Origin of the sequence: Citrobacter sp. Cpo061, from assembly GCF_030332845.1 — a bacterium.
Lineage (GTDB): Bacteria > Pseudomonadota > Gammaproteobacteria > Enterobacterales > Enterobacteriaceae > Citrobacter > Citrobacter portucalensis.
The window spans coordinates 75,431-93,341 of the sequence record NZ_JAOWHB010000043.1; the positions used below are offsets into that span (position 1 = coordinate 75,431).

Annotated in this window: 13 protein-coding genes and 1 pseudogene; 10 read left to right on the top strand and 4 right to left on the bottom strand. The window is 52.4% G+C overall.

From position 1 onward, the window contains the following. Positions 1 to 7 precede the first annotated feature (7 nt). The 3 genes and pseudogenes from feoB to OGX97_RS13040 all read left to right on the top strand — a co-directional run. Positions 8 to 2,326, top strand: a complete 2,319-nt coding sequence (feoB, locus tag OGX97_RS13030) for a Fe(2+) transporter permease subunit FeoB (protein ID WP_003827652.1) — start codon at positions 8 to 10, stop codon at positions 2,324 to 2,326. An 11-nt stretch (positions 2,327 to 2,337) separates the two neighbouring features. After that, on the top strand, positions 2,338 to 2,574 hold the full coding sequence (gene feoC, locus OGX97_RS13035) for a [Fe-S]-dependent transcriptional repressor FeoC (protein WP_003023516.1): 237 nt from the start codon (positions 2,338 to 2,340) through the stop codon (positions 2,572 to 2,574). Positions 2,575 to 2,807: 233 nt separating this feature from the next. Beyond that, a pseudogene (locus tag OGX97_RS13040) lies at positions 2,808 to 3,323 on the top strand (Rpn family recombination-promoting nuclease/putative transposase); the annotation flags it as partial. 44 nt (positions 3,324 to 3,367) lie between these two features. Here OGX97_RS13040 and bioH read toward each other — a convergent pair. Continuing rightward, the gene (gene bioH / locus OGX97_RS13045) at positions 3,368 to 4,138 is read right to left on the bottom strand and encodes a pimeloyl-ACP methyl ester esterase BioH (RefSeq protein WP_279850874.1); all 771 of its coding nucleotides are present in this window, start codon (positions 4,136 to 4,138) and stop codon (positions 3,368 to 3,370) included. Between the two features lie 37 nt (positions 4,139 to 4,175). On the opposite strand from bioH, the gene gntX reads away from it, so the two are divergent. From gntX to gntT, 3 genes are all read left to right on the top strand, one after another. Continuing rightward, a complete protein-coding gene (gene gntX, locus OGX97_RS13050; protein WP_235126339.1) occupies positions 4,176 to 4,859 on the top strand; it encodes a DNA utilization protein GntX in 684 nt (227 codons plus the stop codon). Positions 4,860 to 4,917: 58 nt separating this feature from the next. Beyond that, the gene (nfuA, locus tag OGX97_RS13055; RefSeq protein WP_003023509.1) at positions 4,918 to 5,493 is read left to right on the top strand and encodes a Fe-S biogenesis protein NfuA; all 576 of its coding nucleotides are present in this window, start codon (positions 4,918 to 4,920) and stop codon (positions 5,491 to 5,493) included. A 379-nt stretch (positions 5,494 to 5,872) separates the two neighbouring features. After that, positions 5,873 to 7,189, top strand: coding sequence for a gluconate transporter (gene gntT, locus OGX97_RS13060; RefSeq protein ID WP_003023507.1), 1,317 nt, complete (start codon positions 5,873 to 5,875; stop codon positions 7,187 to 7,189). Positions 7,190 to 7,276: 87 nt separating this feature from the next. Here gntT and malQ read toward each other — a convergent pair whose 3' ends face one another. Then, complete coding sequence (gene malQ / locus OGX97_RS13065; RefSeq protein ID WP_235126336.1) at positions 7,277 to 9,364, bottom strand: 4-alpha-glucanotransferase; 2,088 nt, start codon at positions 9,362 to 9,364, stop codon at positions 7,277 to 7,279. Positions 9,365 to 9,373: 9 nt separating this feature from the next. Then, positions 9,374 to 11,767 (bottom strand): maltodextrin phosphorylase, encoded by a 2,394-nt coding sequence (malP, locus tag OGX97_RS13070; protein ID WP_136391405.1) that lies wholly within the window; start codon positions 11,765 to 11,767, stop codon positions 9,374 to 9,376. A gap of 393 nt (positions 11,768 to 12,160) precedes the next feature. Here malP and OGX97_RS13075 point away from each other — a divergent pair, with 393 nt between their 5' ends. From OGX97_RS13075 to malT, 4 genes are all read left to right on the top strand, one after another. Continuing rightward, positions 12,161 to 12,640 carry an Hcp family type VI secretion system effector gene (locus OGX97_RS13075; protein WP_213752615.1) on the top strand — a complete coding sequence of 160 codons (480 nt, stop codon included), beginning with the start codon at positions 12,161 to 12,163 and terminating at the stop codon, positions 12,638 to 12,640. Positions 12,641 to 12,669: 29 nt separating this feature from the next. Then, positions 12,670 to 13,533, top strand: a complete 864-nt coding sequence (locus tag OGX97_RS13080) for a hypothetical protein (protein ID WP_286592477.1) — start codon at positions 12,670 to 12,672, stop codon at positions 13,531 to 13,533. A gap of 123 nt (positions 13,534 to 13,656) precedes the next feature. Continuing rightward, positions 13,657 to 13,977 (top strand): DUF1240 domain-containing protein, encoded by a 321-nt coding sequence (locus tag OGX97_RS23220; protein WP_353622202.1) that lies wholly within the window; start codon positions 13,657 to 13,659, stop codon positions 13,975 to 13,977. A 394-nt stretch (positions 13,978 to 14,371) separates the two neighbouring features. Further along, the gene (gene malT, locus OGX97_RS13085; protein ID WP_003827634.1) at positions 14,372 to 17,077 is read left to right on the top strand and encodes an HTH-type transcriptional regulator MalT; all 2,706 of its coding nucleotides are present in this window, start codon (positions 14,372 to 14,374) and stop codon (positions 17,075 to 17,077) included. A 36-nt stretch (positions 17,078 to 17,113) separates the two neighbouring features. Here malT and OGX97_RS13090 read toward each other — a convergent pair whose 3' ends face one another. Then, entirely contained in the window at positions 17,114 to 17,872 is a 759-nt protein-coding gene (locus OGX97_RS13090; protein WP_003023499.1) for a DeoR/GlpR family transcriptional regulator, read from the bottom strand. Between the last annotated feature and the right edge of the window lie 39 nt (positions 17,873 to 17,911).

The following is a 17,911-nucleotide window of genomic DNA, read 5'->3' on the forward strand; positions in this document are numbered from 1 at the left end:
TATAAAAATGAAAAAACTAACCATTGGTTTAATTGGTAATCCTAATTCCGGCAAGACAACCTTATTCAACCAGCTCACCGGCGCGCGCCAGCGTGTAGGCAACTGGGCTGGCGTTACCGTTGAGCGTAAAGAAGGCCATTTCGCCACGACGGACCACCAGGTCACGCTGGTCGATTTACCCGGCACCTATTCTCTGACGACAATCTCATCCCAAACCTCTCTCGATGAGCAGATTGCCTGTCACTATATTTTAAGCGGCGACGCGGATCTCTTGATCAACGTGGTCGATGCTTCAAACCTTGAACGCAACCTCTACCTGACGTTGCAACTGCTTGAGCTGGGTATTCCCTGTATCGTCGCACTGAACATGTTAGATATTGCTGAGAAACAGCAAATCCGTATCGATATCGACGCCCTCTCCGCTCGTCTTGGCTGTCCGGTGGTTCCACTGGTTTCCACCCGCGCCCGCGGCATTGAAGCACTGAAGCTGGCGATCGATCGCTACAAAGAAAACGACACCGTTGAGCTGGTCCATTATGCCCAGCCGCTGCTGCAAGAAGCTGATTCCCTCGCCGACGCAATGGCCAAAGATATGCCGCTTAAACAGCGCCGCTGGCTGGGCCTACAGATGCTCGAAGGCGATATCTACAGCCGTGCTTACGCCGGTGATGCAGCACAAAACCTTGATGCCGCTGTTGCTCGCCTGAGCGAGACAATGGACGACCCGGCGCTACATATTGCCGATGCACGTTACCAGTGCATTGCCGCTATCTGCGATACCGTCAGTAATACCCTGACGGCAGAGCCGAGCCGTTTCACCACCGCGGTAGATAAAATTATCCTCAACCGCTTCCTCGGTCTGCCGATTTTCCTGTTCGTGATGTACCTGATGTTCCTGCTTGCCATCAACATTGGCGGCGCGCTGCAGCCGTTGTTTGATGTTGGCTCCGTGGCACTCTTTATCCATGGTATTCAGTGGATTGGCTATACGCTGCATTTCCCGGACTGGCTGACCATCTTCCTGGCCCAGGGCCTTGGCGGCGGGATTAACACCGTGCTGCCGCTGGTACCGCAAATCGGCATGATGTATCTGTTCCTCTCCTTCCTTGAAGACTCCGGCTACATGGCGCGCGCTGCATTTGTGATGGACCGTCTGATGCAGGCGCTGGGACTTCCGGGCAAATCGTTCGTCCCGCTGATCGTCGGCTTTGGCTGTAACGTACCGTCAGTGATGGGCGCACGTACGCTGGATGCCCCGCGTGAGCGTCTGATGACCATCATGATGGCGCCGTTTATGTCCTGTGGTGCACGTCTGGCGATTTTCGCCGTCTTTGCCGCCGCGTTCTTTGGTCAGAACGGCGCGCTGGCGGTCTTCTCGCTGTACGTACTGGGTATCGTCATGGCGGTGTTGACCGGCCTGATGCTCAAACACACCATCATGCGTGGCGAAGCAACGCCGTTCGTGATGGAGCTGCCGGTATATCACGTACCGCACATTAAGAGTCTGATCATTCAAACCTGGCAACGTCTGAAAGGCTTCGTTCTGCGTGCAGGTAAAGTCATCATCATCGTCAGCATTTTCCTCAGCGCGTTTAACAGCTTCTCACTGAGCGGGAAAATCGTCGACAACATCAACGACTCTGCTCTGGCTTCCGTTAGCCGCGTCATTACCCCAGTCTTCAAACCGATTGGTGTTCACGAAGATAACTGGCAGGCAACCGTAGGTCTGTTCACCGGCGCGATGGCGAAAGAAGTGGTTGTCGGTACGCTGAACACGCTCTATACCGCAGAAAACATTCAGGAAGAAGAGTTCAACCCGGCAGATTTCCATCTCGGTGATGAGCTGCTCGGCGCGGTAGATGAAACCTGGCAAAGCCTGAAAGACACTTTCAGCCTGAGCGTGCTGGCTAACCCTATCGAAGCCAGCAAGGGCGACGGTGAAATGGCTACCGGTGCAATGGGCGTGATGGGCGAGAAATTTGGCAGCGCCGCCGCCGCGTACAGCTACCTGATCTTTGTTCTGCTGTATGTACCGTGCATTTCAGTGATGGGCGCTATCGCACGTGAATCCAGCCGTGGCTGGATGAGCTTCTCGATTCTGTGGGGCCTGAATATCGCCTACTCTCTGTCGACGCTGTTTTATCAGACGGTCAGCTACAAAGAGCACCCGACCTACAGCCTGGTGTGCATTTTAGCGGTCATCCTGTTTAACATCGTGTTGCTGGGCCTGCTGCGTCGAGCTCGCAGCCGCGTGGACCTCGCACTGCTGGCAACCAACAGAACGGCGAGTTCCTGCTGTTCCAGCACGACTGGCGATTGCCACTAAGGTTATCGACAATGGCATCGCTTATTCAGGTTCGTGATTTACTGGCTTTGCGGGGGCGCATGGAGGCGACACAAATTAGCCACACGCTGCATACCCCGCAGCCCATGATTGACGCCATGCTGAATCAGTTAGAAAAGATGGGCAAAGCGGTGCGGATTCAGGAAGATGCCGACGGGTGTCTTTCCGGAAGCTGCAAAAGTTGCCCGGAAGGTAAAGCCTGCCTGCGCGAGTGGTGGGCTTTACGCTAATCAGATGCTCTTTGCCGGATGGCGCTACGCTTATCCGGCCTACAAATGATGCAAACGTCCCGGCCGGATAGCGCGTTTACGCTGATATCCGGCTTTTTTGCGTAATGGATTCCACACAGATTTCATTATTTCAGCAAAAAAGATCTATCTTCCAGCCAGCCACGCATCATTATTAATCCGTGGATGATTACTGGTAACCTGGGAAGTAGAGTCTCGTCATCTTTTTTCTCAGGTATAGCACCGCGTTTCCACTGATCGATATCACTGTTGTGCCCGATGACAAGATTATGCAGCATCGCCGGATGGCGCTGTTGGAGCTCATCCAAAAGCATATTCGTAAACGCGATTTGATGGGGCTGGTAGAAAAACTGGCCATCCTGCTTGTTAAAGGACACGCTAATGACAACCAGTTGAAAGCCTTGTTTAATTATTTAATGCAGGCTGGTAACACCACACACTTTGGCGAGTTTCTTCATGAAGTCGCCGAACGTTTACCCCAACATAAGGACAAGTTGATGACTATCGCCGAAAGATTACGACAGGAAGGGCACCTTAATGGTCTTCAGGAAGGCCATAGGAAAGGGTTGCAAGAAGGGCTACAGGAGGGGTTACAAACGGGTCTGCAACAAGGCAAACGAGAGGAAGCATTACGTATTGCATCAACTATGCAGGCTGATGGTATAGACCCACTAACCATCTTCAGAATTACTGGCCTGACCGCTGAGGATCTGGCTACGCGCAGCCATTAATCTTAGGCCCGGCGAGCATGGCACCACCGGGCAACACATCAAATTTATAGTTTCTGTTTTAACGCCACAAGCGCTGCACAGAATTCGGCGGGATGCGAGATAAACGGCGCATGCGCCGCTTTGGCAAACACCAAAGACTCGCTCTGCGGCCACAGTGCATCCAGCATTGGGACGACTTTGCGCGGCACCAGCCCGTCAAGATAGCCGTACAACCGCAGGAAAGGCATTTCCACCGCGCACAGCGGTTCGCGCAGATTGACCGTTTTCAGGATATCAAGTCCACCATTGAGCACCTCGACGTCCGGCATGGGTAAAGCCAGTACCGTTTTCTTCAGCGCTCGCGCATCCTGACGCGCAGTTTCTGTGCCCATCGTTTGCAATGCCAGAAAACGCTCCACCGTACGCTGGAAATCTTCGCTCAGCTGCTGCTGGAAGCCTGCCAACACCTCTGGCTTGATTCCCGGCCACTCATCCCGCGCGCTAAAGCAAGGAGAAGACGCGACGGTCACCAGCGCCTGAACACGCTCAGGATGCGTTAACGCCACCTGACTCGCGACCAGCCCGCCCAGACTCCAGCCGAGCCAGATAGCTTTCTCCGGTGCCTGTTTCAATACCCGCTCAGCCATCTCTTCCAGCGACATTGCACCGAAACCCTGGCTACGACCAAATCCCGGTAAGTCGACAAGATGCAGCGTAAAATGCGAGCTCAGTTCCTCGCTTATGCAATGCCACACTTGCGCATTCAGTCCCCATCCGTGCAGCAGCACAAGATGGCAATTTCCCGAACCCTGGGTCTGCCACCAGATGTCATTCATCAGTTATTGTTCTCTTTTAGCCTGAAAGGATGCATCTATGCTAACAGTACCGGGATTGTGCTGGCTATGCCAAATGCCCCTGACGTTAGGGCATTGGGGGATCTGCTCAGTCTGTACGCGGGCAACGCGTCAACACGCCAGCCTGTGCCCTCAATGTGGACTCCCTGCCGCTCATACCGTCATTCCCTGTGGGCGCTGCCTGCAAAAACCGCCGCCGTGGCAGAGACTGGTTACCGTCAGCGACTATGTTCCGCCGTTGAGCGGGCTTATCCACCAGCTCAAGTTTTCACGACGCAGCGAAACAGCCTCAGCTCTTTCACGTTTGCTATTACTGGAGGTACTACAGACCCGGCGCGCCAGCGGCCTTCTTCTACCGGACAGGCTGGTCAGCGTCCCGCTCTGGCAACGCCGACACTGGCGCAGGGGGTTTAATCAGAGCGATTTACTGTGCCGTCCGCTGGCGCGCTGGCTGGGTTGCGACTGGGACAGCCGGACCATCTCGCGGGTTCGGGCAACCGCCACACAGCACCATCTCAGCGCCCGATTACGTAAACGTAACCTGAAAAATGCCTTTCGCCTTGAATTGCCGGTGCAGGGACTCCATATGGTTATTGTGGATGATGTCGTCACTACCGGAAGTACCGTCGCGGAAATCGCGCAGCTGCTTTTACGCAATGGCGCGGCGACTGTCCAGGTATGGTGCCTGTGTCGAACCTTGTAGAGCCTCGATGATGGGCGTATTATAACCAAGTAAAATAGTCAACTATTAGGCCATTACTATGATCCATATTTCCGATGCTGCACAAGCGCACTTTGCCAAACTGCTGGCAAATCAGGAAGAAGGGACACAAATCCGCGTATTTGTGATTAATCCCGGCACGCCTAACGCTGAATGCGGCGTTTCTTATTGTCCGCCGGACGCCGTGGAAGCAACCGACACCGCCATTAAATTTGACCTGCTGACCGCATATGTTGATGAACTGAGCGCACCGTATCTGGAAGATGCAGAAATCGATTTCGTTACCGACCAGTTAGGCTCCCAGCTGACCCTGAAAGCACCAAACGCCAAAATGCGTAAAGTTGCCGATGATGCGCCGCTGATGGAACGCGTGGAGTACATGCTGCAATCGCAGATCAACCCACAGCTGGCTGGCCACGGTGGTCGTGTCTCTCTGATGGAAATCACCGATGAAGGCTACGCCATTCTGCAGTTTGGCGGCGGCTGTAACGGCTGTTCAATGGTAGATGTAACGCTGAAAGAAGGTATCGAGAAACAGCTGCTGGCTGAATTCCCTGAACTGAAAGGCGTTCGCGATTTAACCGAACACCAGCGCGGCGAGCACTCTTACTACTAACGCCCGAACCTGTAGAGTATCCGTAGGCCCGATAAGACGCACCCGCGTCGCTATCGGGCATTAATGCTGGGTGGTAGCGTAATCGCGGTCTCCGGCTTACACCCCAACATTTCTTCGCATTTATCCTGCAACAATCCCCCGCATAATTTGACCAGCTTCTCATATTTTAAATTTTGCCTGTCCAGGTGATTTTCAAGCGTAGCATGTTACCCGTATCATTCGTGTCAGCACCTAACACACACATAATAGCCAGTTAAACTGATTAGTTTTGAAGGCAACCAGCATTGGTGCTGAGAATACTCTGTTCCCGGTCGGGACAATCGGAATTTGTCATCTAAACACTGACGTTACCCATAACAAAGTAAAGGCCAGGTAAATCATGCCATTAGTCATCGTTGCTATCGGTGTAATCTTGTTACTCCTCCTGATGATCCGTTTCAAAATGAACGGCTTCATCGCTCTCGTCCTGGTGGCGCTTGCTGTCGGATTGATGCAAGGGATGCCACTGGATAAAGTCATCGGTTCGATTAAAGCCGGCGTCGGCGGAACCCTTGGCAGCCTCGCCCTGATTATGGGTTTTGGCGCCATGCTGGGCAAAATGCTGGCGGACTGCGGCGGCGCACAGCGCATCGCAACCACGCTGATTGCTAAATTCGGCAAAAAACACATTCAGTGGGCGGTGGTATTAACCGGCTTCACCGTCGGTTTTGCCCTGTTCTACGAAGTCGGCTTCGTGCTGATGCTGCCGCTGGTATTCACCATTGCTGCCGCTGCTAACATCCCGCTGCTGTACGTTGGTGTGCCGATGGCGGCTGCGCTGTCCGTTACTCACGGCTTCCTGCCGCCGCACCCGGGTCCAACCGCTATTGCCACCATTTTCCACGCAGATATGGGTAAAACTCTGCTGTTTGGTACGATTCTGGCAATCCCGACCGTTATTCTCGCCGGTCCGGTATACGCGCGTTTCCTGAAAGGCATCGATAAGCCAATCCCGGAAGGTCTGTACAGCGCAAAAACCTTCACTGAAGAAGAGATGCCAGGCTTTGGCGTCAGCGTCTGGACCTCTCTGGTCCCGGTTATCCTGATGGCAATGCGCGCCGTGGCGGAGATGATTCTGCCGAAAGGCCATGCTTTCCTGACGGTTGCAGAATTCCTCGGTGACCCGGTCATGGCAACGCTGATTGCGGTGCTGATTGCGATGTTCACTTTTGGTCTGAACCGCGGACGTTCGATGGATCAGATTAACGACACGCTGGTGTCCTCAATCAAAATCATCGCGATGATGCTGTTGATCATCGGTGGTGGCGGTGCCTTCAAACAGGTTCTGGTTGATAGCGGCGTAGACAAATACATCGCTTCAATGATGCACGGCTCTAACGTTTCTCCGCTGCTGATGGCATGGTCTATCGCTGCAGTACTGCGTATCGCACTGGGTTCCGCAACCGTTGCAGCGATTACTGCAGGTGGGATTGTGGCACCGCTGATTGCAACGACCGGCGTAAGCCCTGAGCTGATGGTTATTGCGGTTGGTTCCGGTTCCGTCATCTTCTCCCACGTGAACGATCCTGGGTTCTGGCTGTTCAAGGAGTACTTCAACCTGACCATCGGTGAAACCATCAAGTCATGGTCAATGTTGGAAACCATTATCTCCGTCTGCGGTCTGGTAGGGTGTCTGCTGCTGGGTATGGTGGTCTGATAAAACTGAGCCTGATGGCGCTACGCTTATCAGGCCTATGTGCTACGAGCCATCACCATAAAAAAGCCGGGGAAATCCCCGGCTTTCTTACTTCTTCTTCGCGGCCGCTTTTCGCCGCTTATCCAAATCCTTAATCAGCTTATTCACGCCCTCATCGGCAAACATCTGCTCCAGCGTGGCGGTGAGCTTACGCCGCCAGTTTTTGTACTGGTCGCTGGTCCCCGGAATGTTGACCGGCTCAGCCATATCCAGCCAGTCTTCCGGTTGCAGGCCCAGTAGCGCACTGTTGCTGTCAGCGATGTAGCGTTGCATGCCGCGATTCAGAATCGGCGTCATCGACATTAGGGACGCCTTGTGACCGGCACGTTTTGGCAGGCAGCCGTATTTGTGCAGCGCGTCCAGCAGCCCCTGTTTCGCCAGTTCCCGGTCCTGATACAACCCGCGCAGCACGACTTCATCCGGATACAGGCCCAGTGCTTTACCCAGCGTCAGATCGCCGCTATCCCAATAACCTTTAAGCGTAGGAAGGTCATGCGTCGCCGCGACTGCCATTGATTGTTCCGGGAACGCTTTCGGCGCACGGAAGTTTTTCTCATGGTCATTCTCAAAATAAAGCACTTTGTAGGAGTAGACGCCACTGTCACGCAGCTTGCTGACGATCTCCACCGGCACGGTACCCAGATCTTCACCAATCACCATGCAGTGGTGACGTTTACTTTCCAGCGCCAGAATTGAAAGCAAATCATCGACCGGATAATGCACGTAGGCACCGTGATCGGCAGTTTCACCGTAAGGGATCCACCACAGACGCAGCATCGACATGACATGGTCGATACGCAACGCGCCGCAATTCTGCATATTGGCGCGCAGCAGTTCAATAAACGGTTCGTAAGCACGTGCCGTGATGATGTGCGGATCCATCGGCGGCAGTCCCCAGTTTTGCCCAAGCGGACCGAGAATATCCGGCGGTGCGCCAACTGAAGCTTTCAGGCAATACAACTCGCGGTCGCACCAGGTTTCCGCCCCGCCTTCGGCCACGCCAACGGCCAGGTCGCGATACAGCCCTATTGGCATTGCAAAGCCCTGGCTGGTTTTCCAGCAGTCAGCAAACTGGGTATACGCCAGCCACTGTAACCACAGGTAGAAATCTACGTCATCACGATGTTCTTCGCAGAAGCGTTTTACCTCTGGCGAGTCCACTGACTGGAAAACTTCTGGCCACACCGGCCAGCCCCAGCGCAATGCGTCCTCTTTCACCTGATGCGCATGCAGCGCATCAAAGGCCGCCTGCCAGTAGAGGCTATCCCCTTCCTGAGCCACAAACTGGCGAAATGCCGCCATCTGCTCATCATCACGCACAGAGAAGCTTTTCCACGCCATACGTAGCGCCGTCATCTTCAGTGCGGTAACGGCAGAATAATCAACCCACTCGGTATCGCGCGCGCGTTGCAGAGCTTGCTGAGTCGCGGGTTTCTTCCACCACGCCTGCGCCTCTTTACTCAGACGGAAATCATCTACGGCGTTTACATCAATATAAATAACGTTCAACCAGCGGCGTGACGACGGGCTGTACGGGCTGGCACTCTCCGGATTCGCCGGATACAGCGCGTGAATCGGATTAAGCCCGATAAACGCGCCGCCGCGTTGCGCCACATCCACCAGCATGGTGCGGAGATCGCCGAAGTCGCCAATCCCCCAGTTCTTTTCCGATCGCAAGGTGTAGAGCTGAACACATGCGCCCCACAGCTTCTGCCCGGCTAACAACGCCTGCGGTTCATAGCAGCGCTTTGGTGCCACGATGATACGACAATGGGAACGCAGCTCGCCCTGGGTCAGGGTCAACGTGTGATACCCCTCCGGCAGCTTCGCCGGAAGGTTAAAAGATTTACCGCCGACGGCATGCCCTTTGTGCTGCACGCCCTCTTCGGTGGTCAGCAGCCAGTTAAACTCTCCACTTCCCTCAACCACCAGCGGCATTTTCTTGCCAGCGGTATAGACCATGACATTCGGCACCGGGGTTACCGCCACCTGAGTGGCAGCGGTGGTGCGATGCATGGCGTCAAGCAAACGCCGTTTGGTTTCGGCGCCAATAGACTGCGGTTTACCGTGGGCATTAATGTAATTGGGGCTGATCCCCGCCGCCAGCGCGGCATTATCCAGACGTTTGCTTTCCATCGCGATTCCTTAACGTTTCGCCTGCCAGATACGAGCCTGATAATCGCGGATGGAGCGATCCGAGCTGAACATGCCGCAACGCGCGGTATTCAGAATCGCCGCCCGGGTCCAGGCGTCCTGGTCACGATACAACACGTCAACCTGCTTCTGAGCTTCAACGTAGGCCGCGAAGTCCGCCATCACCAGATACGGATCGCCGCCCTGCTTGCCGATACTGTGCAGCATCTGGTCAAAGGCATGCTTGTCGCCATCACTGTATTTCCCGCTTTCCAGCTCTTTCAGGACAGCATCCAGCACTTTGTCTTTTTTACGCCATTTCACCGGGTCGTAGCCTTTGGCTTTGAGCGCCTTCACCTCTTCCACGGTATGACCAAAGATAAAGATATTCTCGTCACCCACCTTCTCGGCGATTTCGACGTTTGCGCCATCCAGCGTACCTACGGTTAACGCACCGTTCAGCGCCAGCTTCATGTTACCGGTGCCGGAAGCCTCTTTCCCTGCGGTTGAAATCTGCTCAGAGATATCCGCCGCCGGGATCAGCATTTCCGCCGCTGAAACACAATAATCCGGCAGGAAGACAACCTTCAGCTTGTCACCGACTTTCGGGTCGTTATTGATGGTTTGTGCAACCTGGTTGATGGCGAAGATGATATTTTTCGCCAGGTAGTAACCCGGAGCAGCTTTTGCGCCAAACAAGAATACGCGCGGCACGCGATCTGCCTGCGGGTTCTCACGGATTTCTTTGTACAACGCCAGAATATGCAGCAGATTCAGGTGCTGGCGCTTGTACTCATGAAGACGTTTAATCTGAATATCAAAGATAGCGTTAGTCGTTATTTCAATACCGGTACGCGCTTTAATAAACTTCACCAGACGCTCTTTGTTCGCCAGCTTGATGTCACGATACTGCTGACGGAATTTCGCATCGTCCGCGTATTTTTCCAGGTTAATCAGCTGGTCGAGGTCGTTAGCCCACTCTTTTTTCAGCGATTTATCCAGCAGTGCGGCAAGCGCCGGGTTGCATTGCTTAATCCAGCGACGCGGAGTAATCCCGTTAGTGACGTTATGGAATTTGTTCGGCCAGAGCTGGTGATATTCCGGGAACAGATCTTTCACCACCAGATCGGAGTGCAGCGCCGCCACACCGTTGACCGCAAAACCGCTGACCACGCACATGTTGGCCATACGCACCTGTTTATTGTGCACCACTGCCAGCTTCGCCCAGACTTCAGCATCACCCGGCCAGGTTTTATCAACCAACGTCTTAAAGCGGTCGTTAATCTCTTTGATGATTTGCATGTGGCGCGGCAGGAGTGCTTTCACCAGTTTCTCATCCCAGCACTCTAACGCTTCCGGCATCAGGGTGTGGTTGGTGTAAGCGAAGGTCTTGCTGGTAATCGCCCACGCATCGTCCCAGCTCATCTGGTGCTCATCAATCAGCACGCGCAGCAGTTCAGGGATCGCGATAGTCGGGTGAGTATCGTTAAGTTGAATGACTTCGTAATCAGCCAGTTCGTGCAGCTTACGCCCTGCCAGATGATGGCGGCGCAGAATGTCGGCTACGGAGCAGGCGCACTGGAAGTACTGCTGCATAAGGCGCAGCTTTTTACCCGCGGTGTGGTTATCGTTCGGGTACAGCACTTTCGTCAGTTTTTCAGCGTCGATGCCCTGCTGCTCTGCGCGCAGGAAATCGCCGTCATTAAATTTGGTCAGGTTAAACGGGTGCGCATGGCTGGCCTGCCACAGACGCAGCGGTTGCGCTACGCCGTTACGGTAACCGAGAACCGGCAGATCCCAGGCCTGGCCGGTGATAGTAAACGCAGGCTCCCAGTGCCCTTCTTTGGTGACCTTGCCGCCAATCCCAACCTGCACATCCAGCGCCTCGTTGTGACGGAACCACGGGTAGCTGCCACGATGCCAGTCATCCGGGGCTTCCATCTGTTGGCCATCGGCAAATGACTGACGGAACAGGCCGTACTGGTAGTTGAGACCGTAGCCCGTCGCCGACTGGCCGACTGTCGCCATCGAATCAAGGAAGCAGGCCGCCAGGCGTCCCAATCCACCGTTACCCAACGCCGGATCGATCTCTTCTTCCAGCAGATCAGTCAGGTTGACGTCATGCGCTTTCAGCTCATCGCTCACCGCCTGATACCAGCCGAGGTTGAGTAAATTGTTGCCGGTCAGGCGACCAATCAAAAACTCCATTGAGATGTAGTTAACGTGACGCTGATTTTTTGCCGGTTTCGCCGCAGGCTGGGCGCTGAGTAACTCAGCCAACGCCCCACTCACTGCCTGCCACCACTGGCGCGACGTCATTTCTTGAGCCGACAGTAAACCGAAGCGCTGCCACTGACGCGTCAGGGCAGCCTGAAATTGATCTTTGTTGAAAGTAGGCTGTGACATAGGGGTTCCAGATCCTTAGGTAATAAAACAACGTTATCGCTAGTTTGCCTGGCTCGTTGTTGACATTCCTCATCCTGGCACGGATTAGGGAGGGAGGAGGAGCGGGGATGAGCATAAAAGTGTGATCGCTGCCACTTTATTATTACCAACTACGCCAATAAATCGACTGACTTCGCAGTGCACTGTACCAGAGACGCCTCGCCTGATTTGACAAGAATCAGCATAATACCTTGCAAGACGAGATGACAAATTAATAATTATAACTTTTACAACAATTACTACAGCCGCTATTTTAAAAATAACAAGACGGTTGAAATCAAAATAATTCAAGAGCACACTGAGATAAATCTTCGACATAAAAATAAAACAAACAAATACTATCCAAGGATATATATGGCAAACTTATCTTGGATTACTCTGAAAGGTGAATTACAGGGTAATATTTCCGAAAACTGCGGCTCCAGGTACTCTATAGGAAATAAGTCTCAGACAAATCATCTCAACCAAATTATGATTTATGGACTTGAGCATGAAACAACGCGTCAGCAGAACGTTAATCACCACGAACTCCAGATTATCAAACCTGTTGATCGTTCGTCCCCTTTGTTGAACAAAGCGATCAACGATAACGAAACGCTGGAATGCGAAATATCCCTCTATCGAACCACACCTACAGGAATGCAAGAAGTCTATTATAAAATTAAATTATTCAAAGCACATATATCAAACATTAAATTAATAGTCCCTCACAATATCATTGAAAACGGAAACGAAGCACAAGAACGCGTTTCCTTTATTTTTGAATCGATTAGTTGGGAACACTGCATGGCTAGTACCAGCGCTTATAGTTTGTGGAGTGAACGAATTTTCTGACGCCAAACATCTCTTGATAAGGAAAAATCATGCGTAAACGCAACAACGCATTAAATGGCAACTCACTCAGGTTTCAGGACGAACGACCGCAGGCAAGAGATTTTAATAGCTGGCATACCATGAACCCTGTGCAGCGCGATATGGCCTTTATGGATGGCTCATTTATCACGCAAAGTCATCACATCCTTCTGCTCACTCTCGAAGAAACACAGCAGGTGGCGGACGATTTAATGGGCGGAGTAGATAAATTTTTTTCTTACCGCGCTGCACCCGGCAACTTCAAAGATGGCCTGGATGGCTTCCGCAGTCTCTCTAAGCTTACTACCTATTACAATTCCGCACAGGAGCTGGTCTTTAATTTCAGGGCAATCCGCATTAAAGCCATTGAATACAAAGTCGGTGGGAAAACCTATATCAAAATTACCGGGTATCCCGCCCTGCGCCGGATTCTTAACGGAACCCGCTACGAAGCAAGCCATCCACAGATGCTGGAAATGGCATTGGGTAAACGTGGGCTTTATAACAGCCTTAGAAATGGCGTCAAATATTGCATTTACTTCTCACTTGCCTGGCGGGCAATCGAACTGATCTTTAAGTCCGATTATGACATGGTAGATTTTTTGGTAGATATCTCAATGGATGCAGCAAAAGCGGTGGTATCGGGAGTAGTGATTGGAGTGATGGTTACTGGAGTATTGGCAATATTTAGTGTTCCTGTAGTAATCACGACTCTTGGTATTATTATCGTAGGGTTATTTTTCAACTATGAATTAAATGACCTGGACGATAAAATAGGGCTATCAGTTTCATTAAAGAACAAACTTCGCGACTATCTTCACCATAGTAAACATGAAAATTATGGTTTTAATAGCCCTTATTTTTACTCTTTTTAAGGAAAGCGAATGACTAAGCTCCATTTGCGCCTGATATCTTTCTCTCTTACTATTTTTTTCTGTAGTCTCCTTTATATGATATTCACTGGGAGCATAATGGAAAATTTTCTTTCACTAATTAGAATGGGTGATGTAATTTCCTATAACAAAAATACATGCGCAATAGTAGGAGGAATACCAACAATACTTATATTTTCAATGCTTTCTGTTTTCGTCTTATTTAGTAAGGAAGGCCGTTTGAAAAAACTGCCCACTACTATAGAGTTATGGATGACAATGATTGTAGTAATTTCCTTTCTCATAGGCATTATTGCTAACTGTCTTATTCCCTTTTTATTGCTTGGATTATCATACACATCCTGCCCCCAGAAGAAGCTTCATGATTTCTACGTTACAGATATCGAACTGTGTAAAACTATCGTAGATAAACGTGGCTTGTGGTAACGGATTCATCATACTTTTATTAATTTAAGGAATTGAATCGTTATTTTCAAAGAAAATGAGTATAGAACTCTGCAAAATCTATAGTCACCAATGATTTACATTGGAAATTATCACCAACAGTAACAATTAAGATAATTCTATAACAGCAAATCATGCTTCGTCAGAAGGGGTTCAATCGCCGCCCTTGGTCAAACACTTCAACAGCCGCGCATCCTGACACCGGTTTCAGTAGGTGTCTATCATCTTAAGAATTTGTGACATAGCGCAAAATAAGACAGTCCAATCCCGGACATAACTTGCAATAAATCTTAATCTGGCCGACCTTATATCTATTAATTACGAAGCGCAAAAAAAATCATTCTTCCCTATTTTCACACAGTGAAGTGACTAACTTATGTTGATTCCGTCTAAATTAAGTCGTCCGGTTCGACTCGACCATACGGTGGTTCGTGAGCGCCTGTTGGCTAAACTTTCCGGCGCGAACAATTTCAGGCTTGCCCTGATAACAAGTCCTGCTGGTTATGGAAAAACGACGCTGGTTTCACAATGGGCGGCAGGGAAAAATGATTTAGGCTGGTATTCTCTGGATGAGGGCGATAATCAGCAAGAGCGCTTTGCCAGTTATCTGATCGCCGCTATCCAACAGGCAACAGGTGGACACTGCACCACCAGTGAAGCAATGGTGCAAAAACGTCAGTACGCCAGCCTGACGTCACTGTTTGCCCAGCTATTTATCGAACTGGCCGAGTGGCACCGCCCGCTCTACCTGGTGGTGGATGATTATCATCTGATCTCTAACCCGGCCATTCACGAAGCGATGCGTTTCTTCCTGCGTCACCAGCCTGAGAACCTCACGCTGGTCGTGCTGTCGCGCAATCTGCCGCAACTGGGTATTGCCAACCTGCGGGTACGCGATCAACTGCTGGAGATAGGCAGCCAACAGCTGGCCTTTAACCATCAGGAAGCCAAACAATTTTTCGACCGACGTTTGTCCTCTCCCATTGAAGCGGCAGAAAGCAGCCGGATGTGCGATGACGTTGCTGGCTGGGCCACGGCGTTACAACTGATCGCTCTTTCCGCCCGCCAGAACAATCATTCCGCGCACCAGTCAGCACGACGCCTCGCGGGGATCAACGCCAGCCATTTGTCCGATTATCTGGTTGATGAAGTGCTGGACAGCGTCGACCTCGGCACCCGTCACTTCCTGCTGAAAAGCGCCATTCTGCGTTCCATGAACGATGCGCTAATCGTCCGCGTTACCGGGGAAGAAAACGGCCAGATGCGGCTGGAAGAAATTGAGCGCCAGGGGTTATTCCTGCAGCGAATGGATGACGTTGGCGAGTGGTTCAGCTATCACCCGCTGTTTGGCAGCTTTTTACGCCAGCGCTGCCAATGGGAGCTGGCGAACGAACTGCCCGAAATACACCGCGCCGCAGCTGAAAGCTGGATGGCGCAAGGCTTCCCCAGCGAAGCTATCCACCACGCGCTGGCGGCCGGCGACGCCCATATGCTACGTGATATCCTGCTTAATCATGCGTGGGGACTGTTTAACCATAGCGAGCTGACGTTACTGGAAGAGTCGCTGAAAGCCCTGCCGTGGGAAAGCCTGCTGGAAAATCCGCGTCTGGTTCTGTTGCAAGCCTGGCTGATGCAAAGCCAGCACCGCTACGGAGAGGTTAACACCTTGCTGGCGCGCGCAGAGCAGGAAATGAAAGGCGACATGGAGCCAACACTGCACGCCGAATTCAACGCTTTACGGGCGCAGGTAGCGATTAACGACGGCAACCCTGACGAAGCCGAGCGTCTGGCGAAACTGGCGCTGGATGAGTTACCCATCGCCTGGTTCTATAGCCGGATCGTCGCCACCTCGGTGCACGGCGAAGTCCTGCACTGTAAGGGCGATCTCACGCGCTCTCTGGCGTTGATGCAGCAAACCGAGCAAATGGCCCGCCATCATGACGTCTGGCATTACGCACTGTGGAGTCTTATCCAGCAAAGCGAAATTTTGTTTGCCCAGGGCTTTTTACAGGCCGCCTGGGAAACTCAGGAAAAAGCGTTCCAGCTGATCAAAGAACAGCACCTGGAACAGCTGCCGATGCACGAATTCCTGGTACGTATTCGCGCGCAGCTACTGTGGGCATGGGCGCGTCTGGACGAATCAGAAGCCTCTGCCCGTAGCGGTATTGAACTGCTTTCCACCTTCCAGCCGCAGCAACAGCTACAGTGTCTGGCGCTGCTGGTTCAGTGTTCACTGGCACGGGGCGATCTCGATAACGCTCGCAGCCTGCTCAACCGCCTGGAAAACCTGCTGGGTAACGGTCACTATCACAGCGACTGGATCTCCAACGCCGATAAGGTGCGGGTGATTTACTGGCAAATGGTGGGCGACAAAAACTCGGCCGCCAACTGGCTGCGCCACACGCCGAAACCAGAATTCGCCAATAACCACTTCCTGCAAAGCCAGTGGCGCAACATCGCTCGTGCACAAATCCTGCTCGGCGAGTTTGAACCGGCTGAGATTGTGCTGGAAGAGTTGAATGAAAATGCGCGCAACCTGCGCCTGATGAGCGATCTGAACCGCAACCTGTTGCTGCTTAATCAGCTCTACTGGCAGGCAGGGCGCAAAAATGACGCCCAGCGTGTGTTACTCGACGCCCTACAGCTGGCGAACCGTACCGGGTTTATCAGCCACTTTGTTATCGAAGGCGAGGCCATGGCGCAACAACTGCGTCAGCTGATTCAGCTCAATACCTTACCGGAACTCGATCAGCACCGCGCCCAGCGCATTTTGCGTGAGATTAACCAGCACCACCGCCATAAATTTGCCCACTTCGATGAAGGGTTCGTTGAGCGTCTACTTACTCACCCGGAAGTGCCAGAGCTTATCCGCACCAGCCCGCTGACCCAGCGCGAATGGCAGGTTCTGGGACTGATTTATTCGGGCTACAGCAACGAGCAGATCGCCGGAGAGCTGGCCGTCGCGGCAACGACCATCAAGACGCACATCCGCAATTTGTACCAAAAGCTCGGCGTCGCACATCGCCAGGATGCGGTACAACATGCGCAGAAGCTGCTGAAGATGATGGGGTATGGCGTTTAGTTAATGCCTGATACGCAACGCTTATCAGGCATTAACTTAGCACAGCTCTAACTGAATATGATGGTCCGCGATAACCTGCATCACACCAGCAGGCGGCAGCGTGTCGGTATACACCGCATCCACCATACTGATGCTGCCCATATTCACCATCGCGTTACGCCCAAACTTCGAGTGGTCCACCACCAGCATCACATGCCGTGAATTCTCAATGATCGCGCGCTTGGTACGAACTTCGTGATAATCAAACTCCAGCAGAGAACCATCGCTGTCGATGCCGCTGATCCCTAAGATGCCGAAGTCCAGACGGAACTGAGAAATAAAGTCGAGGGTCGCTTCGCCCATAATACCGCCGTCGCGGCTACGCAGTTCACCACCGGCGAGGATTATGCGGAAATCCTCTTTCGCCATCAGCGTGTTCGCCACATTGAGGTTGTTGGTCACAATGCGTAAATTGCTGTGATTAAGCAGCGCGTGAGCCACCGCTTCCGGCGTGGTTCCGATATCAATAAACAGCGTAGAGCCGTTCGGGATTTGCGTGGCAACTTTGCGGGCAATGCGCTCTTTTTCCGCCGTCTGCGTCGCTTTACGGTCATGCCACGGGGTGTTGACCGAGCTGGATGGCAGCGCCGCGCCGCCGTGATGGCGCAAAATCATGTTCTGATCGGCCAGATCGTTAAGATCGCGGCGAATCGTCTGCGGGCTGACGGAGAAATGCTCCACCAGCTCTTCAGTACTGACGTATCCCTGTTTTTTTACCAGCTCGATGATCGCGTCATGTCGTTGTGTTTGCTTCATTAGTGTTCCCTGAAATTTTGCCGGATGCGCTAACGCTTA

Excerpts from the sequence above, each read along its gene's own strand:
- feoB (WP_003827652.1), top strand. The coding sequence starts at position 8 with ATGAAAAAACTAACCATTGGTTTAATTGGTAATCCTAATTCCGGCAAG.
- feoC (WP_003023516.1), top strand. The coding sequence starts at position 2,338 with ATGGCATCGCTTATTCAGGTTCGTGATTTACTGGCTTTGCGGGGGCGC.
- bioH (WP_279850874.1), bottom strand. The coding sequence starts at position 4,138 with ATGAATGACATCTGGTGGCAGACCCAGGGTTCGGGAAATTGCCATCTT.
- gntX (WP_235126339.1), top strand. The coding sequence starts at position 4,176 with ATGCTAACAGTACCGGGATTGTGCTGGCTATGCCAAATGCCCCTGACG.
- nfuA (WP_003023509.1), top strand. The coding sequence starts at position 4,918 with ATGATCCATATTTCCGATGCTGCACAAGCGCACTTTGCCAAACTGCTG.
- gntT (WP_003023507.1), top strand. The coding sequence starts at position 5,873 with ATGCCATTAGTCATCGTTGCTATCGGTGTAATCTTGTTACTCCTCCTG.
- malQ (WP_235126336.1), bottom strand. The coding sequence starts at position 9,364 with ATGGAAAGCAAACGTCTGGATAATGCCGCGCTGGCGGCGGGGATCAGC.
- malP (WP_136391405.1), bottom strand. The coding sequence starts at position 11,767 with ATGTCACAGCCTACTTTCAACAAAGATCAATTTCAGGCTGCCCTGACG.
- OGX97_RS13075 (WP_213752615.1), top strand. The coding sequence starts at position 12,161 with ATGGCAAACTTATCTTGGATTACTCTGAAAGGTGAATTACAGGGTAAT.
- OGX97_RS13080 (WP_286592477.1), top strand. The coding sequence starts at position 12,670 with ATGCGTAAACGCAACAACGCATTAAATGGCAACTCACTCAGGTTTCAG.
- OGX97_RS23220 (WP_353622202.1), top strand. The coding sequence starts at position 13,657 with ATGGGTGATGTAATTTCCTATAACAAAAATACATGCGCAATAGTAGGA.
- malT (WP_003827634.1), top strand. The coding sequence starts at position 14,372 with ATGTTGATTCCGTCTAAATTAAGTCGTCCGGTTCGACTCGACCATACG.
- OGX97_RS13090 (WP_003023499.1), bottom strand. The coding sequence starts at position 17,872 with ATGAAGCAAACACAACGACATGACGCGATCATCGAGCTGGTAAAAAAA.